Source organism: Streptomyces sp. NPDC048331 (assembly GCF_043201215.1).
GTDB lineage: Bacteria > Actinomycetota > Actinomycetes > Streptomycetales > Streptomycetaceae > Streptomyces.
Genome location: NZ_JBICYT010000003.1, coordinates 141,945 through 166,390, shown reverse-complemented (window position 1 = coordinate 166,390; position 24,446 = coordinate 141,945). Strand labels below are relative to the sequence as shown.

At 73.4% G+C, this 24,446-nt stretch carries 22 protein-coding genes; 10 read left to right on the top strand and 12 right to left on the bottom strand.

Translation table 11 applies throughout. The features are described from left to right. Nucleotides 1–20: 20 nt before the first annotated feature. The 7 genes from ACGFYY_RS06765 to ACGFYY_RS06735 form a co-directional block, all read right to left on the bottom strand. The gene (locus tag ACGFYY_RS06765; RefSeq protein ID WP_393707439.1) at nt 21–1,292 is read right to left on the bottom strand and encodes a VWA-like domain-containing protein; all 1,272 of its coding nucleotides are present in this window, start codon (nt 1,290–1,292) and stop codon (nt 21–23) included. Then, complete coding sequence (locus ACGFYY_RS06760) at nt 1,289–2,545, bottom strand: AAA family ATPase (RefSeq protein ID WP_393707438.1); 1,257 nt, start codon at nt 2,543–2,545, stop codon at nt 1,289–1,291. The genes ACGFYY_RS06765 and ACGFYY_RS06760 overlap by 4 nt, the downstream gene beginning before the upstream one ends. 96 nt (nt 2,546–2,641) lie before the next feature. Further along, entirely contained in the window at nt 2,642–4,072 is a 1,431-nt protein-coding gene (locus tag ACGFYY_RS06755) for a hypothetical protein (RefSeq protein WP_393707437.1), read from the bottom strand. Between the two features lie 52 nt (nt 4,073–4,124). Continuing rightward, a complete protein-coding gene (locus ACGFYY_RS06750) occupies nt 4,125–5,507 on the bottom strand; it encodes an MFS transporter (RefSeq protein ID WP_393707436.1) in 1,383 nt (460 codons plus the stop codon). A gap of 170 nt (nt 5,508–5,677) precedes the next feature. Next, nucleotides 5,678–6,073 carry an ArsR/SmtB family transcription factor gene (locus ACGFYY_RS06745; protein ID WP_393707435.1) on the bottom strand — a complete coding sequence of 132 codons (396 nt, stop codon included), beginning with the start codon at nt 6,071–6,073 and terminating at the stop codon, nt 5,678–5,680. A 106-nt stretch (nt 6,074–6,179) separates the two neighbouring features. Next, nucleotides 6,180–7,010 carry a CbtA family protein gene (locus ACGFYY_RS06740; protein ID WP_393707434.1) on the bottom strand — a complete coding sequence of 277 codons (831 nt, stop codon included), beginning with the start codon at nt 7,008–7,010 and terminating at the stop codon, nt 6,180–6,182. A 12-nt stretch (nt 7,011–7,022) separates the two neighbouring features. Next, nucleotides 7,023–7,253 (bottom strand): CbtB-domain containing protein, encoded by a 231-nt coding sequence (locus ACGFYY_RS06735; RefSeq protein WP_393707433.1) that lies wholly within the window; start codon nt 7,251–7,253, stop codon nt 7,023–7,025. 366 nt (nt 7,254–7,619) lie between these two features. On the opposite strand from ACGFYY_RS06735, the gene ACGFYY_RS06730 reads away from it, so the two are divergent. Beyond that, nucleotides 7,620–8,837 (top strand): MFS transporter, encoded by a 1,218-nt coding sequence (locus tag ACGFYY_RS06730; protein WP_393707432.1) that lies wholly within the window; start codon nt 7,620–7,622, stop codon nt 8,835–8,837. Here the strand turns inward: ACGFYY_RS06730 and ACGFYY_RS06725 are convergent. Continuing rightward, nucleotides 8,819–9,262, bottom strand: a complete 444-nt coding sequence (locus tag ACGFYY_RS06725; RefSeq protein ID WP_393707431.1) for a hypothetical protein — start codon at nt 9,260–9,262, stop codon at nt 8,819–8,821. The genes ACGFYY_RS06730 and ACGFYY_RS06725 overlap by 19 nt on opposite strands. A 194-nt stretch (nt 9,263–9,456) precedes the next feature. On the opposite strand from ACGFYY_RS06725, the gene ACGFYY_RS06720 reads away from it, so the two are divergent. Both ACGFYY_RS06720 and ACGFYY_RS06715 read left to right on the top strand, forming a co-directional pair. After that, nucleotides 9,457–9,822, top strand: a complete 366-nt coding sequence (locus ACGFYY_RS06720; RefSeq protein ID WP_393707430.1) for a VOC family protein — start codon at nt 9,457–9,459, stop codon at nt 9,820–9,822. 70 nt (nt 9,823–9,892) lie between these two features. After that, nucleotides 9,893–10,528: an alpha-ketoglutarate-dependent dioxygenase AlkB gene (locus ACGFYY_RS06715; RefSeq protein WP_393707429.1), complete on the top strand. Its 636-nt coding sequence runs from the start codon at nt 9,893–9,895 to the stop codon at nt 10,526–10,528. A 39-nt stretch (nt 10,529–10,567) separates the two neighbouring features. Here the strand turns inward: ACGFYY_RS06715 and ACGFYY_RS06710 are convergent, their stop codons facing one another. Further along, complete coding sequence (locus ACGFYY_RS06710) at nt 10,568–10,864, bottom strand: YkvA family protein (protein ID WP_365280218.1); 297 nt, start codon at nt 10,862–10,864, stop codon at nt 10,568–10,570. A gap of 7 nt (nt 10,865–10,871) precedes the next feature. Continuing rightward, on the bottom strand, nt 10,872–11,384 hold the full coding sequence (locus ACGFYY_RS06705; RefSeq protein ID WP_365280220.1) for a MarR family transcriptional regulator: 513 nt from the start codon (nt 11,382–11,384) through the stop codon (nt 10,872–10,874). A 125-nt stretch (nt 11,385–11,509) separates the two neighbouring features. Here ACGFYY_RS06705 and ACGFYY_RS06700 point away from each other — a divergent pair, with 125 nt between their 5' ends. The 3 genes from ACGFYY_RS06700 (at nt 11,510) to ACGFYY_RS06690 (ending at nt 16,646) form a co-directional block, all read left to right on the top strand. Continuing rightward, nucleotides 11,510–12,073, top strand: coding sequence for a DoxX family protein (locus ACGFYY_RS06700; RefSeq protein ID WP_393707428.1), 564 nt, complete (start codon nt 11,510–11,512; stop codon nt 12,071–12,073). A gap of 169 nt (nt 12,074–12,242) precedes the next feature. Beyond that, nucleotides 12,243–14,798: a discoidin domain-containing protein gene (locus ACGFYY_RS06695; RefSeq protein WP_365280226.1), complete on the top strand. Its 2,556-nt coding sequence runs from the start codon at nt 12,243–12,245 to the stop codon at nt 14,796–14,798. A 63-nt stretch (nt 14,799–14,861) separates the two neighbouring features. Then, entirely contained in the window at nt 14,862–16,646 is a 1,785-nt protein-coding gene (locus tag ACGFYY_RS06690) for a glycoside hydrolase family 15 protein (protein WP_365280229.1), read from the top strand. Nucleotides 16,647–16,674: 28 nt separating this feature from the next. On the opposite strand, the gene ACGFYY_RS06685 is transcribed toward ACGFYY_RS06690, so the two are convergent. After that, on the bottom strand, nt 16,675–18,927 hold the full coding sequence (locus tag ACGFYY_RS06685) for a SpoIIE family protein phosphatase (protein ID WP_393707630.1): 2,253 nt from the start codon (nt 18,925–18,927) through the stop codon (nt 16,675–16,677). 187 nt (nt 18,928–19,114) lie between these two features. On the opposite strand from ACGFYY_RS06685, the gene ACGFYY_RS06680 reads away from it, so the two are divergent. Further along, nucleotides 19,115–19,852, top strand: a complete 738-nt coding sequence (locus ACGFYY_RS06680) for a class I SAM-dependent methyltransferase (RefSeq protein ID WP_393707427.1) — start codon at nt 19,115–19,117, stop codon at nt 19,850–19,852. A 35-nt stretch (nt 19,853–19,887) separates the two neighbouring features. Here ACGFYY_RS06680 and ACGFYY_RS06675 read toward each other — a convergent pair whose 3' ends face one another. Next, the gene (locus ACGFYY_RS06675) at nt 19,888–20,796 is read right to left on the bottom strand and encodes an alpha/beta hydrolase fold domain-containing protein (RefSeq protein WP_393707426.1); all 909 of its coding nucleotides are present in this window, start codon (nt 20,794–20,796) and stop codon (nt 19,888–19,890) included. Nucleotides 20,797–21,007: 211 nt separating this feature from the next. On the opposite strand from ACGFYY_RS06675, the gene tdh reads away from it, so the two are divergent. The 3 genes from tdh to ACGFYY_RS06660 all read left to right on the top strand — a co-directional run bounded on the left by tdh (nt 21,008) and on the right by ACGFYY_RS06660 (nt 24,415). Beyond that, complete coding sequence (gene tdh / locus ACGFYY_RS06670) at nt 21,008–22,036, top strand: L-threonine 3-dehydrogenase (protein ID WP_365277353.1); 1,029 nt, start codon at nt 21,008–21,010, stop codon at nt 22,034–22,036. 171 nt (nt 22,037–22,207) lie between these two features. Then, nucleotides 22,208–23,416, top strand: a complete 1,209-nt coding sequence (locus ACGFYY_RS06665; RefSeq protein ID WP_393707425.1) for a glycine C-acetyltransferase — start codon at nt 22,208–22,210, stop codon at nt 23,414–23,416. 84 nt (nt 23,417–23,500) lie between these two features. Beyond that, nucleotides 23,501–24,415, top strand: coding sequence for a LysR family transcriptional regulator (locus tag ACGFYY_RS06660; protein ID WP_109781967.1), 915 nt, complete (start codon nt 23,501–23,503; stop codon nt 24,413–24,415). Nucleotides 24,416–24,446 lie beyond the last annotated feature (31 nt).

Genomic DNA, 24,446 nt, shown 5'->3' with positions numbered 1-24,446 from the left:
CTTTCGTCATCTTCGGCGGGTCACCGCGTGCCGGGGCCGGAGCCGATGGTCACCACGCGGGCCCATGAGGGCGGGGTGTCCGGCACGTAGTCCGGGTCGTTCTCGCTCCAACCTCCCCCTGTTCCGCGGTCGAAGAGGCCCACCACCGTCCGACACGGAGGTCGCCGGTCCGGCCAGGCCGTCTGTCCGTCCGTCAGGACCACGATCACGTCCGGTCGAGGTCCCGTACCGAGCGCCTTGGCGAATCCCGTGCGTAGATCCGTGCCCCCGCCGCCCAGCAGCGGGATGCCCTCCCCGCTGCACAGCGGGTGCACGATCCGGGCCGCCGCGTCGCACGGCACGACGCTGACCATGTCGCTACGGCCGCCCACGGCGCGGGCGATCGCGGCGACCTCCAGCAGCGCGCTGCCCAGTTCGTCGTCGCCGACCGAACCGGAGGTGTCGATGACCACGCTGACCCGGGGCGGTCGCCGCCGCAGGCTCGGGAGTACGGCGCCGGGCAACGCGGCCGAGCGCCGGGAAGGGCGGGCGTAGCTGTAGTCCTCGCCCGCGCCCGCGCCGGAGGCCGCCGAGCGGACCGCCGCCCCCAGCAACTCCCGCCAGGGTTGTGGCGGGTGGAAGGCCTCCTCCGCCCATCGGCGCCACCCCGCGGGCGTGTCTCCTGGACGGCCGTTGATCCCCTGCGCCACCCGGAAGCGGACCGCGTCCTGCTCCTGCGCGCTGAGGCCGTGCGCGCCGTCCGGCCCCAGGTCCCACTCGCGTTCCAGGCCGTCCGCGCCGCTGCCGCAGTCCAGCCAGACCAGGTCCTGCGTCAGCGGTCCGAGCCCGAACTGCCGCAGGTAGTCCTCCATGAGCTCGCCCGGGCGCAGCCCCAGGTACTCCGGTGTCAGTACCCCCTCGGGCCGTACCAGTCCCTCCCCGTACGCGTCGTCGTTGATCTCGCAGTCCGCGGCGATGTTCATCCGCAGCCGTTCCCCCGGGCCGGTCAGCCCGCGTTCCCGGGCGACCCGGTCACCGCGTCCGTGGTGGTCGCGCAGCAGGTGCGACACCTCGTGGACCCAGACGCCGGCGAGCTCCTCCACCGGTGTCCGGTCCACGAACCCGGGGGAGACGTAACACCGCCAGTGCCGGTCGACGGCCATCGTCGGTACCCGCCGGGATTCCACCGTGTGCAGGGCGAACAGGGCTGTCGCCAGGTAGGGCCGGACCCGGGCGGCGTGCAGCCGGGCCGCGAAGAGCTTGTCGAGGTCCAGTGCCCCCGCCCGACCTGCCCCCGTCGCCGATCCGCTCATCGGCCGACCCCGACGGCATCCCCGGTCCGGGCCGCCGCCCGCTCCTGCGAGAGGTCCGCGCGCCGGGAGAGGGTCACCACTCCGGCGAGCCGTTCGATCGACTCCGGCACCTCCCAGTCCTCCTGGCGCAGCGCGGCGAGGGTGGTCGCGGGGACGACCACCAGGTCGGGGGCGCCGGTCTCCAGGGCCCGCACCAGGAGCGCCCAGGCCGCGTCCCAGCGGGACCTGTCCGGGCGCTTGCGGACCGCCGCGACCACGCCGTCCAGCGTGGCCTGGCGTCGGTCGCCCCGCTCGGGCAGGTCGGCGGCGCCGGGATCGGCGAGCAGTTCCTCGGGGTCCGGCAGGTCCATCCGGTCCAGGCAGGCCAGCAGTTCCAGCCCCGGACCGTCCCCCACGGCGCCCCTGACCAGCATGGACAGTACTTCTCGGGAGGAGTCCGCCGCGTGCGCGAAGGCGAGCAGTCGCACCGTCATGTCCCAGCTACGAGGTGACGGCCACGCACCTCCCCGGCGGGTCTCACCGCTGGGCAGGCGGTGCACGAGGGCGGGACGGGTGGTGAGGAGCCCGCACACCGCACGGCGGGCGTGGTCCACGGCCGCCGGCAGGCGCTCGGCGTCCAGGCTCGGCAGCGTCGCCCGGGGCCAGGTCCCGCCGAGCCCGCGGACCACGACGTCGTGGTCGTGGGTCCACTGGAGGTGCACGAACCGGTTGGCCAGCGGCGGGCTCAGCTCCCAGCCGTCGGCCGCCGAGCCGCGCGGATTGGCGGCGGCCACGATGCGTACCCCGGGCGGCAGTTGGAGCGAGCCGATCCGGCGTTCGAGTACGAGGCGGAGCAGGGCCGCCTGGACGGCCGGCGGCGCGGTGGACAGCTCGTCCAGGAACAGCAGGCCGCGCCCGGCCCGTACGAGTCGCACGGCCCAGTCCGGCGGGGCCATCGGGACACCCTGCTCGGCGGGATCGTCCCCGACGACGGGCAGACCGGAGAAGTCGGACGGCTCGTGCACGCTGGCGATCACCGTGGTCAGCGGCAGGTCCAGGGCCTCGGCGAGCTGGGTCAGGGCCGCGGTCTTGCCGATACCGGGCTCCCCCCACAGCAGCACGGGCAGGTCGGCCGCCACGGCCAGGGTCAGGGCCGCCAACTGGTCGTCGGGGCGGGGTTCGGTGGTGGTGTCGCGCAGCAGGGCCAGCAGCCGGTCGGCGACGTCGAGCCGGGAGGAGGTGTCGGTGGGCGTGGGCAGGGTGTGCGAGGGCATGTGTGATCACCTGTGGGTTCGTGAGGAAGGGCCGGTCGAGGGGACCGGGGGGCGAGGGCCGGGGCGCCGGAGGTGAGGGGGAGCGGCGCCCAGGGGTCAGCGGGCGTGTGCTTGGCGCGGGTGGAGCCGGTGGTCCCGTGGGCGGGGCGCTCCCGCACGGATCCGGCCCGGGCCGGGCCCGGCCAGGCCTGCCCGGAACAGCCCGTAGGTGACCCGCCGTTGCGCCGCCGCCTGCAGCTCGTCCCGTAGCGCCCCGGCACGCAGCACGGCGTCCGGGCCGAGGAGCCGCTCCACCACGGCCAGGGCGCCGGCGATGTCGCCGTGGTCCAGGCGCTCGCGGACCCCTGTGAGGCAGTCCGGCCGGCGGTGCGCCGCGTCGATGGCCCGCAGGCAGGGCAGCGGGGTACCGCCGAGCGCGGCCAGCAGCTCCTCCCGGCGGATCTCGGCCGGGTCGTGGTCCAGCGCGGACAGGACCCCGTCGACCTGGCCGATACGGTGCCGGGCGCCCCGGCAGTCGACGAGGCGGGGCTGCCCGGAGCGGTCCGCGGTCCCGGTCGGTCCGGTCGGCGCCCGGCCCGGTACCAACGCCGCGGCGACCAGCGGGTGCAGTCGCCCGGCGTCGATCGAGCCGGCCCGGATCAGGTCGAGGTCGGGCAGGGTCCGGACGGACGCGTCGGGCAGGATCGGCAGCGCGGAGGCGCTGCCGTCGGCGGGTGTCGCCCCGATCCGCAGCACGGGTGGCCCGGGGCCGTCGGCGACCAGGTCCAGCAGCAGCCGTTGCCGGGCGCCCAACCGCACGGCGACGCCGCCGCTGGTCCGGCCCTCGGCGCGGAGCAGGATCCCGGCCTCGGCGGCCCACCGGTCGACGGCGCACCGGTGCCCGGCCGGGAGCGCCGCGAGGAGCTCGGGGTCCGGTGCGGGCAGACCGTCGGCCGGTGGCCGGTCGGCTCCGGAGCGGACCCGCAGCTCGTCGGTCCTACGGGCGTCCCACAGGTGGCGGTGCAGGTCGAGGCGGAACCGGCGGTCGGGGCGGCCCCGGCGCTGCTGATCCCCCCAAGGGCTGTGCTCCGCGCGGGTTCCGTCCCACAGGGCGAGGCTGATGCGCTGACCGCCGTCGGCCCAGGCCGGCGGAGTCCTGGCCACGAGGTGTACCGGGTTCACCGGGCGTACGGGGTGCACGCCGTGCGGATCGTCGGGCGCGGCCGTGTCGTAGCGGGCCAGGGACAGGGTCAGGCCGGGGCGCAGCAGTCCGTCGGGAGCGATGCGCGGCATGTGCCAGCGCAACAGGTCGGGCGCCAGATGGCGAAGGTCGGCCCGGATCCGGGCCGCGAGGTCGTGGCCGCGCGAGCGCGCCAGGAAACGGAGATCGAAATCGACGTCGATGCCCGCGGCGGCGCAGGCCCCTGCCCAGTCCCCGGCGGAGCGGCGGGCGGTCGCGGTTTCGATCATGGACGCCGGCACGGCGTACTCGCGTACGCGGAGCCAGAGGGAGAGGCGGGAATCCCCGTGCACGTTCTCGGTGGGCATCAGCGCTCACCTTGCGTGGACGGGACCCCCGATCTGTGAAGGGAGTGAGTGGTCATCGCGGTGATCGTAACGCTCCGCGGTACGACCGGCCAGGGGTTTTTCCGGGCCAGCGGTGGTGGTGCCGGTCGATGACGTAGTGGTGCCCGTGTCGCCAACCGTCCGTGGCGGGGCGGGCGTCGGCGAGGTGCGGGTGGTCGGGCGGCAGATCGGGGTGTACGTGTTCCAGCCGGTCCGGGTCCCGGGCCGGCCAGGTCGTCGCCGCGGCCGTGGTGGCGCCCAGGGAGACGGCGCCCAGGACCAGGACGGTGACCGGCAGCCCCGCCCCGGTGGCGAGCCACCCGGCCAGTGGATAGGTGAGCAGCCAGCAGCCGTGGGAGAGCGAGAACCGGGCGGCGAAAGCGGCGGGCAGGTCCGCGTCGGCGGTCGAGCGGCGGATCACCCGGCCACTCGGAGTCAGCACGGCCGAGCAGGCGGCGCCGATCGTGGCCCAGACGGCCAGGAGCGCGGGCCAGGACCACGTGTGGGGGCCGGTCGCGGTGAGGGCGGCCCCGGCCACCAGGGCCACCGGGAGGGCGAAGGCGGCACGGAGCATCACGGCGCGGTCGGTGGTGCGTCGCAGGAGGCGGGGCAGGAGCAACGCGATCACCATGGACCCGGCTCCGTACGCCCCGAGGGCGAGCGCGACGGCGCCGGCCGGACGGCCGAGGTGGCCCCGTACCAGGGAGACGGTGTCGACGAGGACGACGGCGCCGGCGGCGGCGACCGCGAGGTCGAGTGCGAGCAGGGCCCGCAGCCGGGGGGTGGCCCGGAAGAGGTGGGTGCCGAAGAGGGCTTTGGCGCGGTCGCCGGTGCGCTCGACCGGGGCGGGTCCGGGCAGCGCGGTGGCGACCACGAGCGCGGCGGAGGCGAGGAAGCCCACGGTCGTACCGGCGAACAGCCAGTCGTAGGACACCAGGCTGAGCAGCGCCGTGGCCAGGACCGGGCTGAAGAGGCTCTCCAGGTCGTAGGCGAGCCTGCTCATCGACAGGGCCCGGGTGTAGTCGCGTTCGGCCGGCAGGATCGCGGGGACGGTGGCCTGGAAGGTCGGGGTGAACGCCGCCGACGCCGCCTGGAGCAGGAAGATCAGGACGTGGATCTGCCAGATCTCGGTGACGAACGGAAGGGCCGCCGCCGCAGCGGCGCGGATCAGGTCCATGGCCGTCATCAGCACACGGCGGGGAATCCGGTCGGCGACCGCGCCGATCAGCGGGGCGATGGTGACGTACGCGATCATCTTGATCGCGAAGGCGGTGCCGAGGACCGCCGAGGCGTTCTCGCCCGCGAGTTCGTAGGCGAGCAGGCTCAACGCGACGGTGGCGAGGCCGGTTCCGACCAGGGCGATGACCTGGGCGGTGAACAGGCGGCGATAGGCGCTGTTGCGCAGTACGGACAGCACGGTCCCCGTCCCGGTCGGCGGATCGATGACAGCATGTCGACTCCAGCGTAGACAACATGTGCGCACCTGTGCACCTGTTGTGCGCCGTGCGGGCTCACGCTCGCCGCGATCGTCGCGGGACAGCTCCTGGCGCCCGACCGCCCGACCGTCGAATGCGGTGGGCGGGTCGGTCAGTCGTGCGGTGGGAGGGAACCGAGTTGGTGGTCGGCGACGTTCAGGGCCTCGTCCACCAGTCGCCGCAGATGCCCGTGACCCAGCGCGTAGACGACCCGGCGGCCGTCCTTGCGGGTGGTGACCAGTCCGGCCAGACGGAGCTTGGCGAGGTGCTGGCTGACGGACGGGCGGGCGGCTCCGCAGGCCTCGGTGAGGGTGGTGACATCGGCCTCGCCCCGGCCGAGGTGTTCCATGAGTGCCAGGCGGGTGCGGTCGGCGAGCAGGGCGAGTACGGACGCGGCGGCCTCCAGCCGGTCAACGCGTTCCGGCGTGACCTGGGCGCCCGGCGCGACGCGCGTGCCCCGCGTCGGCTGCGTGCCGGGTGCGCCTGCCGGATGTCCGCCTGCACTCATGCGCACATCGTAGGACGGCCGGCGGACGCCCGGACGCGCCTGTGCCCGGGCCCCGCCACCCCCGGCTGGGGTGGGCGGGGCCCGGGCACAGGCGTCACGGTCGACCTCAGCCGAGCGCGGGCGCCTCCTGCTGAGCCGGAGCCGCCGCTCGCGTGCCCTCGGCGCGCGTGGCCAGGAGCTTCTGGGCGAGGACTCCGAAGACGACGGCGAACACCGCCCACAGGACGAGCTGGACGGCGAGCGAGGCGACCCGGAACTCCCACAGCAGGGCCGCGGGGAAACCGGGCTGGACGGCGTCGCTGTTGTCCGGCAGGACCGCGAACGCCAGGGCGGTGGCGACGACGAAGCCGCCCGCCGCGGCCAGCGTGGCGTTCCAGTTGCCCAGGCGCGGTGCCAGCCGTCGCCCGAGGATGATCGCGCCGACGCCGAGCAGCACGCTCAGCAGGATCATCAGGAAGAACAGCGTGGTGCGCTGCCCGATCGTGTCCGGGTTGCCGACCGCCGGCGGGGTGGCCGGGTACTTCAGGAACGGCACCAGGTAGACGAGGGCGAACGCGCCCGCCCCGGTGAGCGCGGCCGTGGCCCGCGGGCTGAACCCGCCGACGCGGCCGAGGGCGAACGAGAACGCGAGGGAGGCGATGCCGCCCAGCGCGACCCCGTAGACCAGGACACCGGTGGCCAGGCCGAAGGTCGACTGGACCGGTCGGCTGACCAGCTCCTCCTCCTCCTCCTCGGCAGCGGAGGCGGCACCGCCGTGCCCGGCGTGAGCGCCGGCCGCGGGGGCGGCTTCCTCGGCCGCCGCGGCCTCCTCGACGGCGATGGAACCCCGTACCGGCGGCTCACCCACCACATAGGCGACGGCGAAGGCGAACAGCCCGGCGATCAGGCCCGCGAGCATGCCGCGGACCAGTAGTCCTCTGACAGTGGAGGCGTACATGTGCGTGGCCTCTCAGTGGCAGGGGAAGCCGAGCAGGTGGCGACCGTCGTGCACCCACTCGTGCACGCCCTCGCCGGCGAACACGGCGGTGGCGCCCTGCTCGGCACCGACGAAGTACAGGGCCACGAGCATCAGGAGACCGACGAACAGCGCCCAGGGCAGGACGGCCTTGACGGGCAGCGGAGCCGACACGGAGCCGGCGGCGGGGGTGGATATGGCAGCGGAAGCGATCGCCTCGGCCATGATGGAACCTCCTCGGGGAACAACGCGTCCCATACGGTGGTGCAGGACGACGGTCCTCGGGTCTGACTCGCCGCGACGCCATCGTGGAGATGCCGCCGCAGCACACAGTGGCGCGACCATGCCGGATTCACACCGGACTTCCGTCTCGCCGTCGTCGCTATGTGGAAATGTCGCCGTGACGCTACCGTGCGCAGCGCCTGCGGCCAAGACCGTGAGTCCCTGATCACAAGCCTACGCTGCGGTAATACGGTTCCGGTGCCGCTCACGACATCCGGAGTGTCCGTCAACTGGCCCGGTACGACTGCTAGAATAACCCCGTTGGCCTTCGGCGTGCGTGCCCCGTGCATGTGTCCGGAGGCTTTTTTCATGCCTTCACACCGGACCACCGGTCCCGCCGCACCCCCGACCACGCCCACCACCGGCTACCGCGCCCTGCTCCGCAACAAGGAGTTCGGCGGCCTCTACCTCAGCTTCACCCTCACCGTCGCCGCGAGCACCCTGTCCGGCTTCGCGCTCGGCACCCTCGTCAACGACCGGACCGGCTCACCGTTCCTGACGGCCGTGAGCATGTACGGCGCCACGTTCGCGACGGTGCTCGGCGCGCTGACCCTGATGTCCGTCGCGGACGGGAAACGGCCCCGCCGGACCCTCCTCCTGCTCCAGTCCGTCTCGTTGGCGGGCGTCGCCGCCCAGGCGGTCCCGGGCTTGCCGCTCGCGGCCCGGTTCGCTCTGCTGCTGACGCTGGGCTTCTTCCAGTCCCTGGGCACCGGTACCCGGCTGGGGCTGCTCGCCGAGGTCGTACCCGGCTCGGCGTACGCGCCCGCCCGTTCGCTGATGAACGTCACCGCGGGCGGCATGGTGATCGTCGGCTACGCGGCCGGCGCCCTACTCCTGCGGTACATCGGCCCGTACGGGGTCTTCGTCCTCGCCGCGGCCCTGACCGCCCTCGGCGCGGCGGTGGTGGCCGCCACCGTCCGGGAGCACTCGATCCGGCTCACCCGCCGACCCGGGCTGCGCCGGACCTGGACGACGAACGCCGAACTCTTCGCCCACCCCGGGCGCCGGACGCTGCTGCTGAACCTGTGGGTCCCGAACGGCCTGATCGTCGGCTGTGAGGCCCTGTTCCTCTCCTACGACCCCGGCCGGGCGGGCATCCTCCTCGGCGCCACTTCGGCGGGCATGCTCCTCGGGGACCTGATCGTCGGCCGGCTGCTCGACGCCGACCGGCGCCGCCGCCTCGGCTTCGGGCTGAGGCTGTTGCTCGCCGGCCCCTTCCTGCTGTTCGCCGTCCACCCGCCCGTCGTGGACGCTGCCGTCGCGGTGGGCCTCGCCGGGATCGGGTTCGCGGCCACCCTGCCCCTCCAGGAGCAGCTCCTCGAGGAGACCCCCGAAGCCATCCGGGGCCAGGTCCAGGGAGTCGAGTCGGCCGGCCGGATGACCGGGCAGGGGATCGGCGCCGCGATCGTCGGAGGCCTGGCGCAGTACCTCGCCCCGGGAACGGCGATGGCCGTCGCGGCCGGGGCGTCGGTGGTCGTCACCCTGCTCTGCCGGCCGCCCATGACTCCCTACCAGCGGATCTCGTGAGCCTCGTAGCCCTTCAGGCCCGTCGTGACCAGGCCCGGAACCAGTGCGTGCAGGTACCAGGCGAGGTCGGTGAACTCCGGTGCCCCCGGGATGCGCCGGCGGTCGATGACGGGACTGAAGGACACCGCCGTGCGACCGGGGTGGAACATGAGGGTGCCGCCCGTCCGCGCCCGCGGTGCGTAGACGTTGAGACAGACGACGTACGGCAGGTGCGCCGGTGAGTCCAGCTCCGTCAGCAGCTCGTCGAGTCGCTCGGGGGCTCCGGCGGACCAGTCGTACAGGTCGGCCGCGTCATTGATCAGGTACCTGACGCAGCCGGGCACCTCCTCGGCGGACCAGCCCGCCGGGGTCAGGGCGTCGAAGACGGCGCGCACGGTGGTCGGGTCGAAGAAGGTGAAGTCGATGTCGGCGTCTCTGGATCCCATGGCTCCTCCGGCGGTTCGGTGAGCGCATGCTCGCGCGCGGGAACGCCGCCGTCGATCCGGTTTCGCCGACGCCTCGGTCGCCGCCGTCGCCGGGTGCGACCGGACGGGCTCGGACCTACCGTGGGAGCACGGCCCGGGCACGGCCGAAGGCCGACGGGCGCCGGGCGATGGGCGACGGGAGTCGGGAGTCGGCGATGGTCGGTGAGGTTTCCTTCTTCGAGCTGGGCGTGGGGGACGCCGAGCGGGCCCGCACCTTCTTCGGCGGTCTGTTCGGCTGGACCTTCGGACCGGGCTCGAGCGACGGTGGTGGGTTCGCCATCCGGACCCCGAACGTCCCCGGTGGATTGCACGACAACGATCCGGGCGCGCGCCCGTACCTCTTCTTCGAGGTCGACGACATGGCGGTGGCCGTCGAACAGGTCCGCGCGCTCGGTGGCTCGATCGACGACATCGACCTGGGCGGCGGCGAGGAGTCGATCGCCCGGTTCGGGCGCTTCCGGCTCTGCCACGACGACCAGGGCACGCCCTTCGGCCTCCACCAGCCCCCACCCCGAGGCTGACGGCGGGGGCGCGCCCACGCACTTCGATGTATTCGCGCATGTGTTCGGTTATCGGGGTTAGGCTGGAGTCATGCACGCGGTTCAGGGCCTTCAGGGTTCCCTCTTCGACCAGGGCGACGAGATCCGGCTCGGCCCTCTCGACGGCATGCGGCGCACCGAACTCGGTGCGGGCGCCTGGGTCGACCACCTGCCCGGCTGGCTGAGGGGCGCGGACGCGCTCTTCGAGCGGCTGGCCGCCGACGTGCCCTGGCAGGCCGAGCGGCGGCAGATGTACGAGCGGGAGGTGGACGTGCCCCGGCTGCTCGCCTTCTACGGGGCGGACGAGCCCCTGCCGCACGGCTCGCTCACCGCCGCTCGTGAGGTGCTGACCCGCCACTACGCCGCCGAGCTCGGTGAGCCCTTCACCACCGCCGGTCTCTGCCTGTACCGCGACGGCCGCGACAGCGTCGCCTGGCACGGGGACCGGACCGGCCGTTCGTCGACCGAGGACACGATGGTGGCCATCGTCTCCGTCGGCGACCCGCGCGATCTCGCGTTCCGGCCCCGCGGGGGCGGGGCCACGCTGCTGCGGCTGCCCCTGGGGCACGGTGACCTCGTCGTGATGGGCGGCTCCTGCCAGCGGACGATGGAGCACGCCGTACCCAAGTCGGCGCGGGCCGTCGGTCCCCGCATCAGCGTCCAGTTCCGGCCCCGCGACGTCCGCTGATCCGGACTTCGACCGGCACGTCCGACCGGGAACGCCCCGTCACGCGGTGGCGCCGGGCTCCTTCGGGGAGCGGGCGGCCCCGGCCGCCGCGTGCAGCGAGCGCAGCGCCAGCAGCAGGATCCCGATGTCGTCCAGGTACACCGGGTCCGGAATCAGGTCCACCGGCGAGACGGTGTAGACGACCGCGACCCAGAACAGGGCCTTGTCCTGCAGCGGGATCCCCGCGTCGACGAGCAGTCGCCGGGCCGCGAAGACCCGCGTGAGCAGCACGGCCGCGAAGATCGCGACCCCCACCGCGAGGAGCGTGCCCAGGGCGAGCCAGACCTTTCCGTCCATGGCGGCCCTATACCCCGATATCGGGCCGGGATACCTCGGCGGCGGCCGGTTCCGTTCGAGCGGCCTCTCCGCGCAGCCGGCGGCCGACCTCGCCCAGCCCGTCAGCGAGCGCGTCGAGCTGTTCGACGGTGAGGACGTCGACGAGGATCTCCCGGACCGTCGCCACGTGTCCGGGGGCGGCCTCCTCCAGCTTGGCGCTGCCGGCGTCGGTGAGAACGGCGAAGACGCCACGCACGTCGGAGGGGCAGCTGCGGCGGCGGACGAGGCCGGCCTTCTCCATCTGGGTGACCTGGTAGGTCAGCCCGCTCTTCGAGTTGATCAGGCCGTTGGCCAGCTCGGTCATCCGCAGTTCGCGCCCGGGCGCGGCGGCGAGCCGTACGAGGATCTCGTACTGGGGGTGCGAGAGCCCGGCGTCGTCCTTGAGCTGTTGGTCGAGACGGCGGTTCACCAGGGCCGACGCGGCGAGGAAGCCGCTCCAGGCGCGCATCTCGCGGTCGTCCAACCATCTCGGTTCAGGCATGGCTCCAGACTACACGGGTTGTTCCAATTTGAATCAATGGTTAGGGTCGGGGCTCAGCGGTTCGAATTTGAACAACCCTCTTCCTGCCTCCCCACCGGGCCGCCCGACCGGAAGGACCCCCCCCGATGACCAGCCCCTCCGTCACCGCGACGAAGCCGCAGGCCGCCGCACCGGCCGTACGCCCCGCCCTCCCCGCCCTCTCCACCCCCGGCCACGACACCGGCCTGCTCCTCCTGCGCCTGGTCCTCGGTCTGACCATGACGGCGCACGGCTCGCAGAAGCTCTTCGGCTGGTTCGGGGGCGGCGGCATCAGCGGCACCGGTCAGTTCTTCACCGCCAGTGGCTACCCCGCGGGCGACGCCATGGCGGTCCTCGCCGGCCTCACCGAGACCCTCGGCGGGCTCGGCCTCGTCCTCGGGCTGCTCACCCCGCTCGCCGGAGCCGCCGTCGTCGGCACCCTCATCAACGCGATCGCCGTCCACGGCACCGACTCCTTCTTCGCCCCCAAGGGCATCGAGTACGAGCTGCTGCTGACCGCGGGCGCCGCGGCGCTCGCCCTCACCGGCCCCGGCCGGTACGCCGTCGACCGTTTCGTGCCCGTCCTGCGCGGCCACCGCCTCGCCCACGGCGCGCTCGCTGTCGCCCTCGGCGTGGTCCTCGCCGCCGTCATGCTGCTCGTGCGCGACTAGGGCCGGTCTGCCTTTCGCGCGACGCCGGGTGGGCCGCAGTGGTCCACCCGGCGTCGACGTATTCCGACCGGCCATACGGTTTTGCGCCAACTCTTTTTGACTTCAGGTGAGTTGCTGCTGTGCTCACCTATCTTCTACGGGGCACATCAGTTCGCCCCAGGAGGTCAGATTGCAGTCCAGGCGCTTCCTCGCCTTCCACCGCGCGATACGCCGTTCCCATCTGCTCATCGCTCTCGGCCTCGGCTCCCTGCTGATCGGTCTGACCCCGATGTTCGTGGTCACGAGCACGGCAGCGGCCGGCCGCGCCCCGGCACCCCGTCCCGCGCCCGTACCCTTCGACCAACAGACGGCGAAACAGTCGCCGCACCACGGCATCGTCCCCGCGAACGCGATGGAGCCGACGGCTCCGATCCTCGACCGCACCGGATGGACGGCCACGGCGAGCGACGAGGAGACCGTCGGCGAGAACGGCCGCGCGAACAACGTCCTCGACGGGAACGCCGCCACCCTCTGGCACAGCAAGTACGTGCCCACCCCGACCCCGCTGCCGCACAGCATCACCGTCGACATGCACCGCACGGCGGTGGTCTCCGCCCTCGTCTACCGCCCCCGCACCAACGGGCCCAACGGGCGCATCGGTGAGTACAGCATCAGCCTCAGTGCCGACGGACTGGGCTGGGCGACCCCGGTCGCCACCGGCACGCTCGCGGACGACACCAGCCCCAAGACCCTCGGATTCGCCCCGCAGGGCGCCCGGTTCGTCCGGCTGACCGCGACCAGCGAGGCCGGTGGCCGTGGACCCTGGTCCTCCGCCGCCGAGATCGACCTGCTGGGCGATCCCGGCACCCCGGCGGCCACCATCGACCTGTCCCGCGCCGGATGGACGGCCACGGCGAGCGACGAGGAGACCGGCGGCGAGAACGGCCGCGCGGCCAACGTGCTGGACGGCAAGGACAACACCCTCTGGCACAGCAGGTACGTGCCCACACCGACCCCGCTGCCGCACAGCATCACCATCGACATGCACCGCACGGAGGTGGTCTCCGCCCTCGTCTACCATCCCCGCTCCACCGGGCCCAACGGGCGCGTGGGCGCGTACTCCATCTCCACCAGCACCGACGGCGTCACCTTCGGCACACCGGTGGCCACGGGTACCTGGCGCGACGACGACACCGTCAAGACCGCCACCTTCACCCGCTCCGCATCCGCCCGCTTCGTCCGGCTGACCGCGACCAGCGAGGCGGGCGGCCGCGGACCGTGGACCTCCGCGGGTGAGATCCGCCTGAGCGGACCCTCCAGCCCGGCCGTCCACGGCTCCTGGGGCCGGATCACCGGCTTCCCGCTGGTGCCGGTGGCCACCGCCGCCCTGCCCGGTGACAAGCTGCTGGCCTGGTCCGCGTACGCCGTCGACCGCTTCGGCGGCAGCAACGGCTACACGCAGACCGCGATCCTGGACCTGAAGACGGGCAAGGTCACCCAGCGGCGCATCGACAACACCGGACACGACATGTTCTGTCCCGGCATCGCCATGCTCGCCGACGGCCGGGTCCTGGTCACCGGCGGCAGCAACGCGGAGAAGGCGAGCATCTACGACCCGGCCACCGACGCCTGGTCCGCCACCACGAGCATGAACATAGCCCGCGGCTACCAGGCCATGACCCTGCTCTCCACCGGCGAGGCCTTCGTCCTCGGTGGGTCCTGGAGCGGAGCCACGGGCACCGACAAGGCCGGTGAGGTCTGGTCCCCGGACACCCGCACCTGGCGCACCCTCCCCGGGGTGCCCGCCGCCCCCGCGCTCACGGCCGACCCGGCCGGACCCTACCGCGCCGACAACCACATGTGGCTGCACGCCACTTCGGGCGGCAAGGTGCTGCAACTGGGCCCGAGCAAGCAGATGAACTGGATCTCCACCAGTGGGCAGGGCGGCATCACCTCCGCCGGCACCCGGGCCGACAGCCAGGACGCCATGACCGGCAACGCCGTCGCCTACGACATCGGCAAACTGCTCACCCTGGGCGGCTCACCCGCCTACCAGGACAGCCCCGCCACTCAGCGCGCCTACACCGTGGGCATCTCGGGCAGTCAGGTCCAGGCCGCCCGCACGGGTGACATGGAGCATGCCCGGGCCTTCAGCAACAGCGTGGTCCTGCCCGACGGCAAGGTGGCCGTCTTCGGCGGCCAGGCCTATCCGGTGCCGTTCAGCGACGCCACCTCCGTCATGACCCCCGAGCTGTGGGACCCGGCGACCGGCACCTTCACCCCGCTCGCCACCATGGCCGTTCCGCGCAACTACCACAGCGTGGCCAACCTGCTGCCCGACGGACGGATCTTCTCCGGCGGCGGCGGCCTGTGCGGCGACTGCGCCACCAACCACGCCGACGGGGCGATCTTCACCCCGCCGTACCTGCTCAACGCGGACGGAACCCCGAAGCCGCGTCCCGCCATCACCGCCGGCGTGCCCCCCAGGGCCGCTCCCGGCGCCTCGCTCTCGGTGAGCACCCAGGGTCCGGTGGCGTCCTTCGTCCTGATGCGGGCCGCCGCCGCGACCCACTCCACCGACAACGACCAGCGCCGGGTCCCCGTGGTGTCCACCGCCACGGGAGGCGGCACGTACCAGGTGTCCGTGCCCGCCGACACCGGTGTGGTCCTGCCGGGCACCTACATGCTCTTCGCCCTCGACGCCCAGGGCGTACCGAGCATCGGTCAGTTCGTCACGATCTCCTGATGCCATGAGCGGTGTCCGGGGCCGAACTGATTGGCCCCGGACATTCAGGGGAATAGCGCACAAATGACACAACCCATCGAAGACTACGCACTCATCGGCGACCTGATGACCAGCGCACTGGTCGGCCGCGACGGGTCCATCGACTGGCTGTGCCTGCCGCGCTTCGACTCGGCGGCCTGCTTCGCCAAGCTCCTCGGCGACGAGGAGAACGGCCACTGGCGCATCGCGCCCCTCGACGCCACCGCCGGCGAGCCCTGCACCCGCCGCGCCTACGTCGACGGCTCGCTGATCCTCGAATCGTACTGGGAGACCGAAACCGGGACCGTCAAGGTCACCGACTTCATGCCCCAGCGCGAGGTCGCCCCCGACGTCATCCGCATCGTCGAGGGCATCAGCGGCACGGTCCGGATGCGCAGCACCCTGCGCCTTCGCTTCGACTACGGCCACGTCGTGCCCTGGGTGCGCCGCAGCGACGGCGACCGGGTCGCCGTCGCCGGACCCGACTCCGCCTGGTTCCGCAGCGAACCCCCGGTCCGCACCTGGGGCGAGGCGAACAGCACCTGCTCCCAGTTCCCGGTCACCGCCGGCCGGCGCGTCGCCTTCGTACTGACCTGGCACCCTTCGCACCGGCCGCGCCCCGAGCCCTGCGACCCCTTCGACGCACTGGACCAGAGCCTCGCCGACTGGCGGGAGTGGACCTCGCAATGCCGCTACGAGGGCCCGTACGAGGAGGCGGTCACCCGCTCCCTGATCACCCTCAAGGCCCTCACCTACGCCCCGACCGGCGGCATCGCCGCCGCGGCCACCACCTCCCTCCCCGAGGAGCTCGGCGGCGTCCGCAACTGGGACTACCGCTACTGCTGGCTCCGGGACTCCACCCTCACCCTCGGCTCGCTCCTGTCCACCGGCTTCCTCGACGAGGCCCGCGCCTGGCGCGAGTGGCTGCTGCGCGCCGTCGCGGGCGACCCCGCCGACCTCCAGATCATGTACGGCATCGGCGGCGAGCGGCGGATCCCCGAGAGCGAACTGCCCTGGCTGCGCGGCTACGCCTCCTCCGCCCCGGTCCGCGTGGGGAACGCCGCCGTCGACCAGCTCCAGCTCGACGTGTACGGGGAGGTCATCGACTCCCTCCACCTCGCCAGGTCGGCCGGGCTGCCCTCCGAACGTCACGCCTGGCGCATCCAGCTCGCGCTGCTCGACTTCCTCGAACGCAACTGGCAGCGCCCCGACGAGGGCCTGTGGGAGGTCCGCGGCCCCCGCCGCCACTTCGTGCACTCCAAGGTGATGGCGTGGGTCGCGGCCGACCGGGCCGTACGCACCCTGGAGAGCGACCCCTCCTTGGACGGCGAGGTGGAACGCTGGCGGGCCATGCGCGACGAGGTGCACCGCGACGTGTGCGACCGGGGCTACGACCCGGTGCGCGGAACCTTCACCCAGTACTACGGCTCCGAGGAACTCGACGCGGCGACCCTGCTCATCCCCCGGGTCGGCTTCCTGCCGCCCGACGACCCACGGGTCATCGGCACGGTCGACGCGGTACGCGCCGAGCTCGGCAGCAGCGGACTGGTCCGCCGCTACAGCACCGCGGACTCCACGGTGGACGGGCTGCCTGGCGACGAAGGCGCCTTCCTCGCCTGCTCGTTCTGGCTGACCGACGCCCTGCACATGACGGGCCGGCGGGAGGAGGCCCGCGCCCTGTTCGAGCGTCTGCTGGCCGTACGCAACGACGTCGGCCTGCTCGCGGAGGAGTACGACCCCCTCGCCGGACGCCAACTCGGCAACTTCCCGCAGGCGTTCAGCCACGTCGGCCTGGTCAACACCGCGCTCACCCTGGCGAGCCCCGACTGAACCGACCGCAGGACAGGCCCTGGACCGCCTACGCGTCCCCGCCGGTGCGGGAGGCCAGCAGCAGGGCGATGTCGTCCGGCCGGTCGGCGCTGCTGCCGGCCTCGCTGATCAGCCGGTCCGCGGTCTCGGTCAACGGGGACGGCCGGGCCGCCTCCAGGGCCGTCCGCAGCCGCTCCACCCCGACGTCGATGTCGAGGCCCGGCTGCTCCACCAGCCCGTCCGTGTACAGGGCGAGGATCGAGCCCGGGGTCAGCCGCAGCCCAGTGACCGGGTACGAGGCCTCCGGATCGATGCCGAGCACGACCCCGCCCGCCAGGTCCAGCACCTCGGTCCGGCCGTCCGGGTGGCGCAGCAGCGGCTGGGGGTGCCCGGCCCGGGCCGCCATGACGGAGCCCGACGCCGGGTCGAGCAACATGTAGCAACAGCTCGCGAACTGGCCCGGATCCAGGTCGATGAGCAGCTGGTTGGTGCCGCTCACCACTTGCTCCGGGGTGCTCCCGCTGAGCGCGAAGGCCCGTACCGCGCTGCGCAGCTGGCCCATGGTCGCCGCGGCCGCCACACCGTGGCCCTGGACGTCCCCGATGACCAGGGCCAGCAGGCCGGAGCCCGTCTCGACGACGTCGTACCAGTCGCCGCCGACCTCCATGCCCTGGGTGCCGGGAAGGTAGCGGCCGACGGTGTCGACGTGCTCGCGCACCGGCAGCCGGTGCGGCAGCAGGGCCGACTGCAGACCGCGGGCGAGCGCCACCTCGTTGTCGTAGCGCCGGGCCCGTGCGAGCGCCTGCGCGATCAGCCCGGCCAACGCCGTCAGCACCGTACGCTCCTCCGGGCTGAAGCCGCGGGGCGAGTCGAAGCCGAGGATGCACGAGCCGACGGGACGGCCGGAGGCGATCAGCGGCAGGAAGGCGCGGGCGCCGACGTCGGCGTCCAACGGGATGCCCGGATAGGCGGCGGCCAAGTGCTGCATCGACTCGAAGAACATCGGCCGGCCGGTGGTCAGCGTCTCCACTCCCGGCAGCCGGACATCGAGGGAGACCCCGTCGAACCGGTTGAGGAAGCCCTGCGGGAAACCGGTCTCCCAGGCCAGGTAAAGATGCCGCTCGTCCAGCAGGTAGATCGCCAGCTGTCGGCCCCCGAAGGCCGGCAGCAGCTCCTCGGTCACCACCGCCGACACCTGCCGGGCCGTGACCGCCTCCGTCAGCGCGATGGCGAGGGCCACCGGCCGGTAGAGGGCCGAAGCCTCCTCGGCGGACACGTCGAGGTCCGCGTACCCGTCCGCGCCGGTGCCGGCCGCGGTACGGGTGTCGGTGTCGGTGGTGGCGGCGGCGGTGCGGGTGTCGCTGTCGGTGTCCGCGCCCGGGTCCTGGCGGGTCCGTGACTCGGGCGCGTAGGCCGGTTTCGCGGAGGTGCCCAGCGTCAGGGTCACACCGTCGGCCGAGGGGTACAGGTCCACCGACAGCCACTGCCCGGGCGCGTGCCGGCCGCGCCGGGCGGGGAAGTGCACCGGCTCGCCGGACATGAAGCCGGCCCGGAAGTGGTCCTCGTAGGTGGGATGCCCGAGCCACGGCAGCGACTCCCACACCAGCCGCCCCCGCAGATGCGGGCCGTCGAGTCCGAGCAGGTGCTCCGCAGCGGTGTTCACGTAGCCGATCCGGCCCTCCCGGTCCAGGGAGAGCACCGCCTGCGGCAGCCGGTCCGCGGCCCTGCGCGCACCCTCCGGACCGGCCTCGGGCGGTGGCGCCGGCACGCCCATCGGGTCGCCCTCCCACAGCACCCGCCCCCCGGCCTCCGCGAGGGCGGTGAGGTCGGCGGCCAGCTGCTCGGCGGCCCGGCGCAGCCGGTCGCGGTCCGCCGTCCCGACCGGCAGCCCCGGGGTCGCCTCGCGCAGCACCACCAGCACACCGAACCGGTCCGTCCCGGCGGTCACCGGCTCGTACAGCGAGGCGAAGGGGTACGGCAGCCCGGCCATCAGCTGGGGGAAGCGGCTCATCGCCGACTCCGCGTCGGGCAGCAGCACGGCCTGCCCGGAGCGGTAGGCCTCGGCCACCGGGTACGGGCGGTTCACCTGCATCCGCCACCAGGGCCGGAACAGCTGCAACGGCAGCCCCGTGAACACGGCCAGCAGCAGCAGCCCGGTGGTGGGCGAGCGCAGGTAGATCCCGCCCGCGTACCCCCCGACGGCCTCCAGCGCACTCGTGACGGCCCGTACGAGCACCTGGGCCGTCGCATCAGGGGCATCGGTGGTATCCGGCGCGGCGCCGACGCTGTCCGCTCTGGCCATCACACAGCCAGGATGCGCCCTCGGCGGCGGCCCCTGCATCCCGGCCGGTCGCGACCGTGCCCCGGCCGCTAGGCCGACCGCTTCCCTCGTCCGGGGGACGCACGGGTGTGCGGGCCACGCCCCGGACGCCGCCGCGGGGCACGATACCGAGGCGTCCCACCCCCGGCAGGCCCCCGGAAGGCAGAGCATGCGGTTCCAGTACGACACCATCGGCGAGCGCTACGCGGAGTCCACGAGCACGGCCGCCTTCTCCGCGGCCGACACCTACACCCTGCACGGAGCCCTCGACGCCCTCGGCGGGGTGCGTGGGCTCGACGCCCTCGACCTGGCCTGCGGATACGGATACAACACACGGCTGCTGGCCCGTGGCGGGGCCCGGCGGACCGTCGGTGTCGACGTCTCGGAGGAGATGATCCGCCAGGCCCGCGAGCACGAGGCGACCAAGGACCGGCCGGACGTCGAGTACCACGTCGCCGATGCCGCCGGCCTGCCGCACCTCGGCCCCTTCGACCTCGCGACCGCCGCGTACGTCTTCAGCTACGCGCCCGACCGCAGGGCCTTGCACGCGATGTTCCGGTCCGTCCGCGCCCACCTGCGGGCGGGCGGGCGGCTGCTGGCCATCGTCCCCAACGCGGGGGCGTTCCCCCGCGTGGACTGGTCGCCGTACGGGGTGCGCATCCTCGACCGGGTCCACGACGGCGACGCGCCGCTGCTCAAGGCACATTTCCTGACCGAACCACCGGTGCCCTTCGAATTCCGCGAGTGGGCCCACGCCGACCTGGCCGAGGCCGCCGTCGAAGCGGGCTTCGTCACCGTCGGCTGGCAGCCGAACCGGACCCCACCCGCCGACTCCGTACGCGACGAGGCGTACTGGACGGCGTACCGCGCCTGGCCGATCAGCTCACTGATGACCTGTACGGCGTAGCGGGCGGCCCGCACCGATCCGCCGCCGCCGTGCCCTCAGAGCTCCGCCGTCGACCTGATCAGCTCGACGATCCGCTCGCGCGCCGCCCGCCCCTCCGGGACGGGCAGCAGCGGGTACCCGTGCGGGAGTCCCGCCGCCTCGTGGAACTCCACCTCGGCACCCTCCGCGCGGGCCCGGCGCAGCAGCTCACGGCTGTCCGTGGTCAGCACGTCCCGGGTCCCGGTGAACACCGTCATCGGCGCCAGCCCGGCGAAGCCGCCGTGCAGCGGGCTCACCCGCGGATCCTCGGCGGCCAGGGTCCCGGCGTACAACCGACCGGCCTCCAGCAGCCCCGGGCGGGCCAGCAGCGGATCGGCCGCCTCGATGGCCGCCTGGTCCGGATGGCTCACGCTCACGTCCAGCCAGGGCGAGATCAGCACGATCCGGGACGGCTGGTCCCCGGCGCGGTCGCGCAGCCGCTGAGCGGCCGCCAGCGCCAGCCCGGCCCCGGCCGAGTCCCCGATCAGCACCGTCGCGCCGGAGCCGCCGCTCGCGATCAGGCCGCTCAGCAGGTCGGTGGCGACCGGGACGGTCCGGTCGGCGGTACCGCGCGGAGCGAGGATGTACGCCGGCACGACGACGCGCGCCCGCGCCCGCGTGACCAGGGTCCGGATCAGCGCCCAGTGAGGGCGCTCCAACTCGTCGACGTAGGCGCCGCCGTGCACATAGAGCACATGGGCCGCGGGCTCCGCCCCGAGCGGGGAGACGTCGTACACCGGCCAGGCTCCGACGAAGGTCCGCGAGATGTCGGCGACCCGCCCCAGCCAACGCGGCGGCAGATGGGAGGCGGGCCTGCGGGCGGACTCCGCCACCCTGGCCCGGACGGCCTCCGCGCTCGCGTACCGTCTTCGCCGTCCCGCCGCGAACAGCGCCACCGACAGTGCCCGGCTCCGCAGACTCGGCACGCCCCTCACCTCCCCTTTTCCCCGCGCCGTCGCCGGCGCGTGCCCCTTCCCCGTCACGGGAGGAGCATAGGCGTGAAGCTGTGCTGTCGACCCGCTTAAGAAAGTCTCGATGGACTGATCACCGCGCCGATCGGCAGATTGGTGCACGTCACCGCCGCCGTTCGGGCCCATCCGCCCGCGGCGTACCCTTCCGCATGCCTGGAGCCACCCCATGAAGGCACTCGTCAAGCACAAGGCAGAACCCGGCCTGTGGCTCATGGACGTCCCCGAGCCCGAATACGGCCCCGGCGACGTGCTGATCAAGGTGCTGCGCACCGGCATCTGCGGAACCGACCTCCACATCCGTGCCTGGGACGGCTGGGCGCAGGGCGCGGTCAAGACCCCCCTCGTCCTCGGCCACGAGTTCGTCGGCGAGGTCGCGGCGCTCGGCGCGGACGTCCAGGACATCGAGGTCGGCGCGCTGGTCAGCGGCGAGGGCCACCTGGTGTGCGGCAAGTGCCGCAACTGCCTGGCCGGCCGCCGCCACCTGTGCCGCAGCACGATCGGCCTCGGGGTCGGCCGCGACGGCGCCTTCGCCGAGTACGTGGTCCTGCCCGCCCAGAACGTGTGGGTGCACCGCACCGCCGTGGACCTGGACGTCGCCGCGATCTTCGACCCGTTCGGCAACGCCGTCCACACCGCGCTGTCCTTCCCGCTGGTCGGCGAGGACGTACTGATCACCGGCGCCGGCCCGATCGGGATCATGGCGGCGGCCGTGGCCCGGCACGCCGGCGCGCGCAACGTGGTCATCACCGACGTCAGCCCCGAGCGCCTGGAGATCGCCCGCAAGGCGGGCGCCACCCTCGCCGTCAACGTCGCCGAGTCCTCGATCGCCGAGGCGCAGTCCAAGCTCGGGCTGCGCGAAGGCTTCGACATCGGCCTGGAGATGTCCGGCCGCGCCGAGGCCATGCGCGACATGATCGACAACATGACGCACGGCGGCCGGATCGCCATGCTGGGCCTGCCCGCCCAGGAGTTCCCGGTGGACTGGGCGAAGGTGGTCACCTCGATGATCACGATCAAGGGCATCTACGGCCGTGAGATGTTCGAGACCTGGTACGCGATGACCGTACTGCTGGAAGGCGGGCTCGACCTCAGCCCGGTCATCACCGGACGCTACTCGCACCGCGACTTCCAGGCCGCCTTCGACGAGGCGTCGACCGCCCGCAGCGGCAAGATCATCCTGGACTGGACGGCGTAACCCGACGCCTCACCGGCCCCGCCGCGCCGGTCCGGCTGCCGTACCGCCCCGCCGGACCGGCCGCCGCACCCACGAACCATCTCCCTCGGGCCGGGCCCCGCAACCCTCCCCCCCTCCGCGGGGCCCGGCCCCCTCCCTCGTCGCCCTCCGCCGCACAAGGAGAACCGCACCATGTTCGAGACCGTCCGCGAGGACCTGCGCTCCACCCTCGACGAGATCCGCGCCGCCGGCCTGCACAAGCCCGAGCGCGTGATCGGCACCCCGCAGAACGCGGCCGTCGCCGTCACCTCGGGCGGCGCCGCCGGCGAGGTGCTCAACTTCTGCGCCAACAACTACCTGGGGCTGGCCGACCACCCCGAGGTCGTCGCCGCCGCGAAGGACGCGCTGGACCGCTGGGGCTACGGAATGGCCTCCGTCCGCTTCATCTGCGGCACCCAGGAGGTGCACAAGGAGCTGGAGGCGCGGCTCTCCGCCTTCCTCGGCCAGGAGGACACGATCCTCTACTCCTCCTGCTTCGACGCCAACGGCGGCGTCTTCGAGACCCTCCTCGGCGCCGAGGACGCGGTCATCTCCGACGCCCTCAACCACGCCTCGATCATCGACGGCATCCGCCTCTCCAAGGCCCGCCGCTTCCGCTACGCCAACCGCGACCTGGTCGAGCTCGAAGCCCGCCTGAAGGAAGCAACCGAAGGCGGCGCCCGCCGCAAGCTGATCGTCACCGACGGCGTCTTCTCCATGGACGGCTACGTCGCCCCGCTCGCGGAGATCTGCGACCTGGCCGACCGCTACGACGCCATGGTCATGGTCGACGACTCGCACGCGGTGGGCTTCGTCGGACCCGGCGGCCGCGGCACCCCCGAACTGCACGGCGTCATGGACCGCGTCGACATCATCACCGGCACCCTCGGCAAGGCCCTGGGCGGCGCTTCCGGCGGCTACGTCGCGGCGCGCGCCGAGATCGTGGAGCTGCTGCGCCAGCGCTCGCGCCCGTACCTCTTCTCCAACTCCCTCGCCCCGGTCATCGCAGCCGCCTCCCTCAAGGTCCTGGACCTGCTGGAGTCCGCCGGTGACCTGCGCGAACACCTCGCCGCCAACACCGCGCTCTTCCGCACGAAGATGACCGAGGCCGGCTTCGAGGTCCTGCCCGGCGACCACGCCATCGCCCCCGTCATGATCGGCGACGCGGCCGAGGCGGCCCGGATGGCGGAGCTGCTCCTTGAGCGCGGCGTGTACGTGATCGGCTTCTCCTACCCGGTGGTGCCGATGGGCGCGGCGCGCATCCGCGTCCAGCTCTCCGCGGCCCACTCGACGGGCGACGTCGAGCGCGCCGTGGCCGCCTTCATCGACGCCCGTGCGGCCCTCGGGACCGCTGGGGCCTGAGGGAAGCACGAGGTCGGAGGGAAGTACGAGGTCGGAGGGAAGCACGAGGTCGGAGGGGCCTGCGCACCCTGAGACAATGGTGGGGTGATCGACCCCCGCCGGCTGCGCATCCTGCGGGCCGTGGCGGACCACCGAACGGTGACCGCCGCGGCCGCAGCCCTGTACCTCACCCCCTCCGCCGTCTCCCAGCAGCTCGCGGCGCTGGAACAGGAGACGGGCCACGCCCTGCTCACCCGCAGCGGGCGCGGCGTACGGCTCACCGCGGCCGGCGAGATCCTGCTCGGCCACGCCCACGAGGTGCTCGCCCAGCTGGAGCGGGCGGAGGCGGAACTCGCGGCGTACGCGGGCGGTTCGGCGGGCGAGGTCACCGTCGCCGCCTTCGCGACCGGCATCGCGGAAGTACTGGCCCCGGCCATCGCCCGGCTCGCGCTGGAACGGCCGGGCATCCGGCTGCGGGTCCGGGACGCCGAGGGCGACCAGAGCCTGCCGCTGCTGCTGGACGGCGAGGCGGACCTCGCGCTGGCCGTCGAGTACCGGGGTGGCCCGGGCGCCGACGACGCCCGACTGTCCGTCCTCCCGCTGTACGCGGAACCCTTCGACGCGGTCCTGCCCTCGGGGCATCCGCTGGCCGACCTGCCCGCGGTGTCGCTGGCCGAGCTCTCCGACTCGGACTGGGTGGGCCAGTACCCCGGCAACCCGTGCCACGACGTGACGCTGCTCGCCTGCGAACTGGCCGGCTTCCAGCCCCGGTTCGTGCACTCCTCGGACGACTTCCGCGCGGTGACGGCGCTGGTGGGCGCGGGGGCCGGAGTGGCCCTCGTCCCGCGCTCGGCCCTGCGCGGCATGGACCTCAAGGAGGTCCAGGTCCGCCCGGTCACGGGCCCGGCGGCCACCCGCCGCGTCTTCGCGGCGACCCGCCGCGGCGGCGAGACCCACCCGCTGATCGCGCCCGTCCTGGCGGCCCTGGTCCGGGAATCGGAGCGCCTGCCGGCCCACTGAGAGCTGCCCCGGGCACATGCGTTCGCCCCCG

What these genes read in the sequence shown, in the direction of transcription:
- ACGFYY_RS06765 (WP_393707439.1), bottom strand. Translation starts at nt 1,292, where the DNA reads ATGAGCGGATCGGCGACGGGGGCAGGTCGGGCGGGGGCACTGGACCTC.
- ACGFYY_RS06760 (WP_393707438.1), bottom strand. Translation starts at nt 2,545, where the DNA reads ATGCCCTCGCACACCCTGCCCACGCCCACCGACACCTCCTCCCGGCTC.
- ACGFYY_RS06755 (WP_393707437.1), bottom strand. Translation starts at nt 4,072, where the DNA reads ATGCCCACCGAGAACGTGCACGGGGATTCCCGCCTCTCCCTCTGGCTC.
- ACGFYY_RS06745 (WP_393707435.1), bottom strand. Translation starts at nt 6,073, where the DNA reads ATGAGTGCAGGCGGACATCCGGCAGGCGCACCCGGCACGCAGCCGACG.
- ACGFYY_RS06740 (WP_393707434.1), bottom strand. Translation starts at nt 7,010, where the DNA reads ATGTACGCCTCCACTGTCAGAGGACTACTGGTCCGCGGCATGCTCGCG.
- ACGFYY_RS06735 (WP_393707433.1), bottom strand. Translation starts at nt 7,253, where the DNA reads ATGGCCGAGGCGATCGCTTCCGCTGCCATATCCACCCCCGCCGCCGGC.
- ACGFYY_RS06730 (WP_393707432.1), top strand. Translation starts at nt 7,620, where the DNA reads ATGCCTTCACACCGGACCACCGGTCCCGCCGCACCCCCGACCACGCCC.
- ACGFYY_RS06725 (WP_393707431.1), bottom strand. Translation starts at nt 9,262, where the DNA reads ATGGGATCCAGAGACGCCGACATCGACTTCACCTTCTTCGACCCGACC.
- ACGFYY_RS06720 (WP_393707430.1), top strand. Translation starts at nt 9,457, where the DNA reads ATGGTCGGTGAGGTTTCCTTCTTCGAGCTGGGCGTGGGGGACGCCGAG.
- ACGFYY_RS06715 (WP_393707429.1), top strand. Translation starts at nt 9,893, where the DNA reads ATGCACGCGGTTCAGGGCCTTCAGGGTTCCCTCTTCGACCAGGGCGAC.
- ACGFYY_RS06710 (WP_365280218.1), bottom strand. Translation starts at nt 10,864, where the DNA reads ATGGACGGAAAGGTCTGGCTCGCCCTGGGCACGCTCCTCGCGGTGGGG.
- ACGFYY_RS06705 (WP_365280220.1), bottom strand. Translation starts at nt 11,384, where the DNA reads ATGCCTGAACCGAGATGGTTGGACGACCGCGAGATGCGCGCCTGGAGC.
- ACGFYY_RS06700 (WP_393707428.1), top strand. Translation starts at nt 11,510, where the DNA reads ATGACCAGCCCCTCCGTCACCGCGACGAAGCCGCAGGCCGCCGCACCG.
- ACGFYY_RS06690 (WP_365280229.1), top strand. Translation starts at nt 14,862, where the DNA reads ATGACACAACCCATCGAAGACTACGCACTCATCGGCGACCTGATGACC.
- ACGFYY_RS06685 (WP_393707630.1), bottom strand. Translation starts at nt 18,927, where the DNA reads ATGGCCAGAGCGGACAGCGTCGGCGCCGCGCCGGATACCACCGATGCC.
- ACGFYY_RS06680 (WP_393707427.1), top strand. Translation starts at nt 19,115, where the DNA reads ATGCGGTTCCAGTACGACACCATCGGCGAGCGCTACGCGGAGTCCACG.
- tdh (WP_365277353.1), top strand. Translation starts at nt 21,008, where the DNA reads ATGAAGGCACTCGTCAAGCACAAGGCAGAACCCGGCCTGTGGCTCATG.
- ACGFYY_RS06665 (WP_393707425.1), top strand. Translation starts at nt 22,208, where the DNA reads ATGTTCGAGACCGTCCGCGAGGACCTGCGCTCCACCCTCGACGAGATC.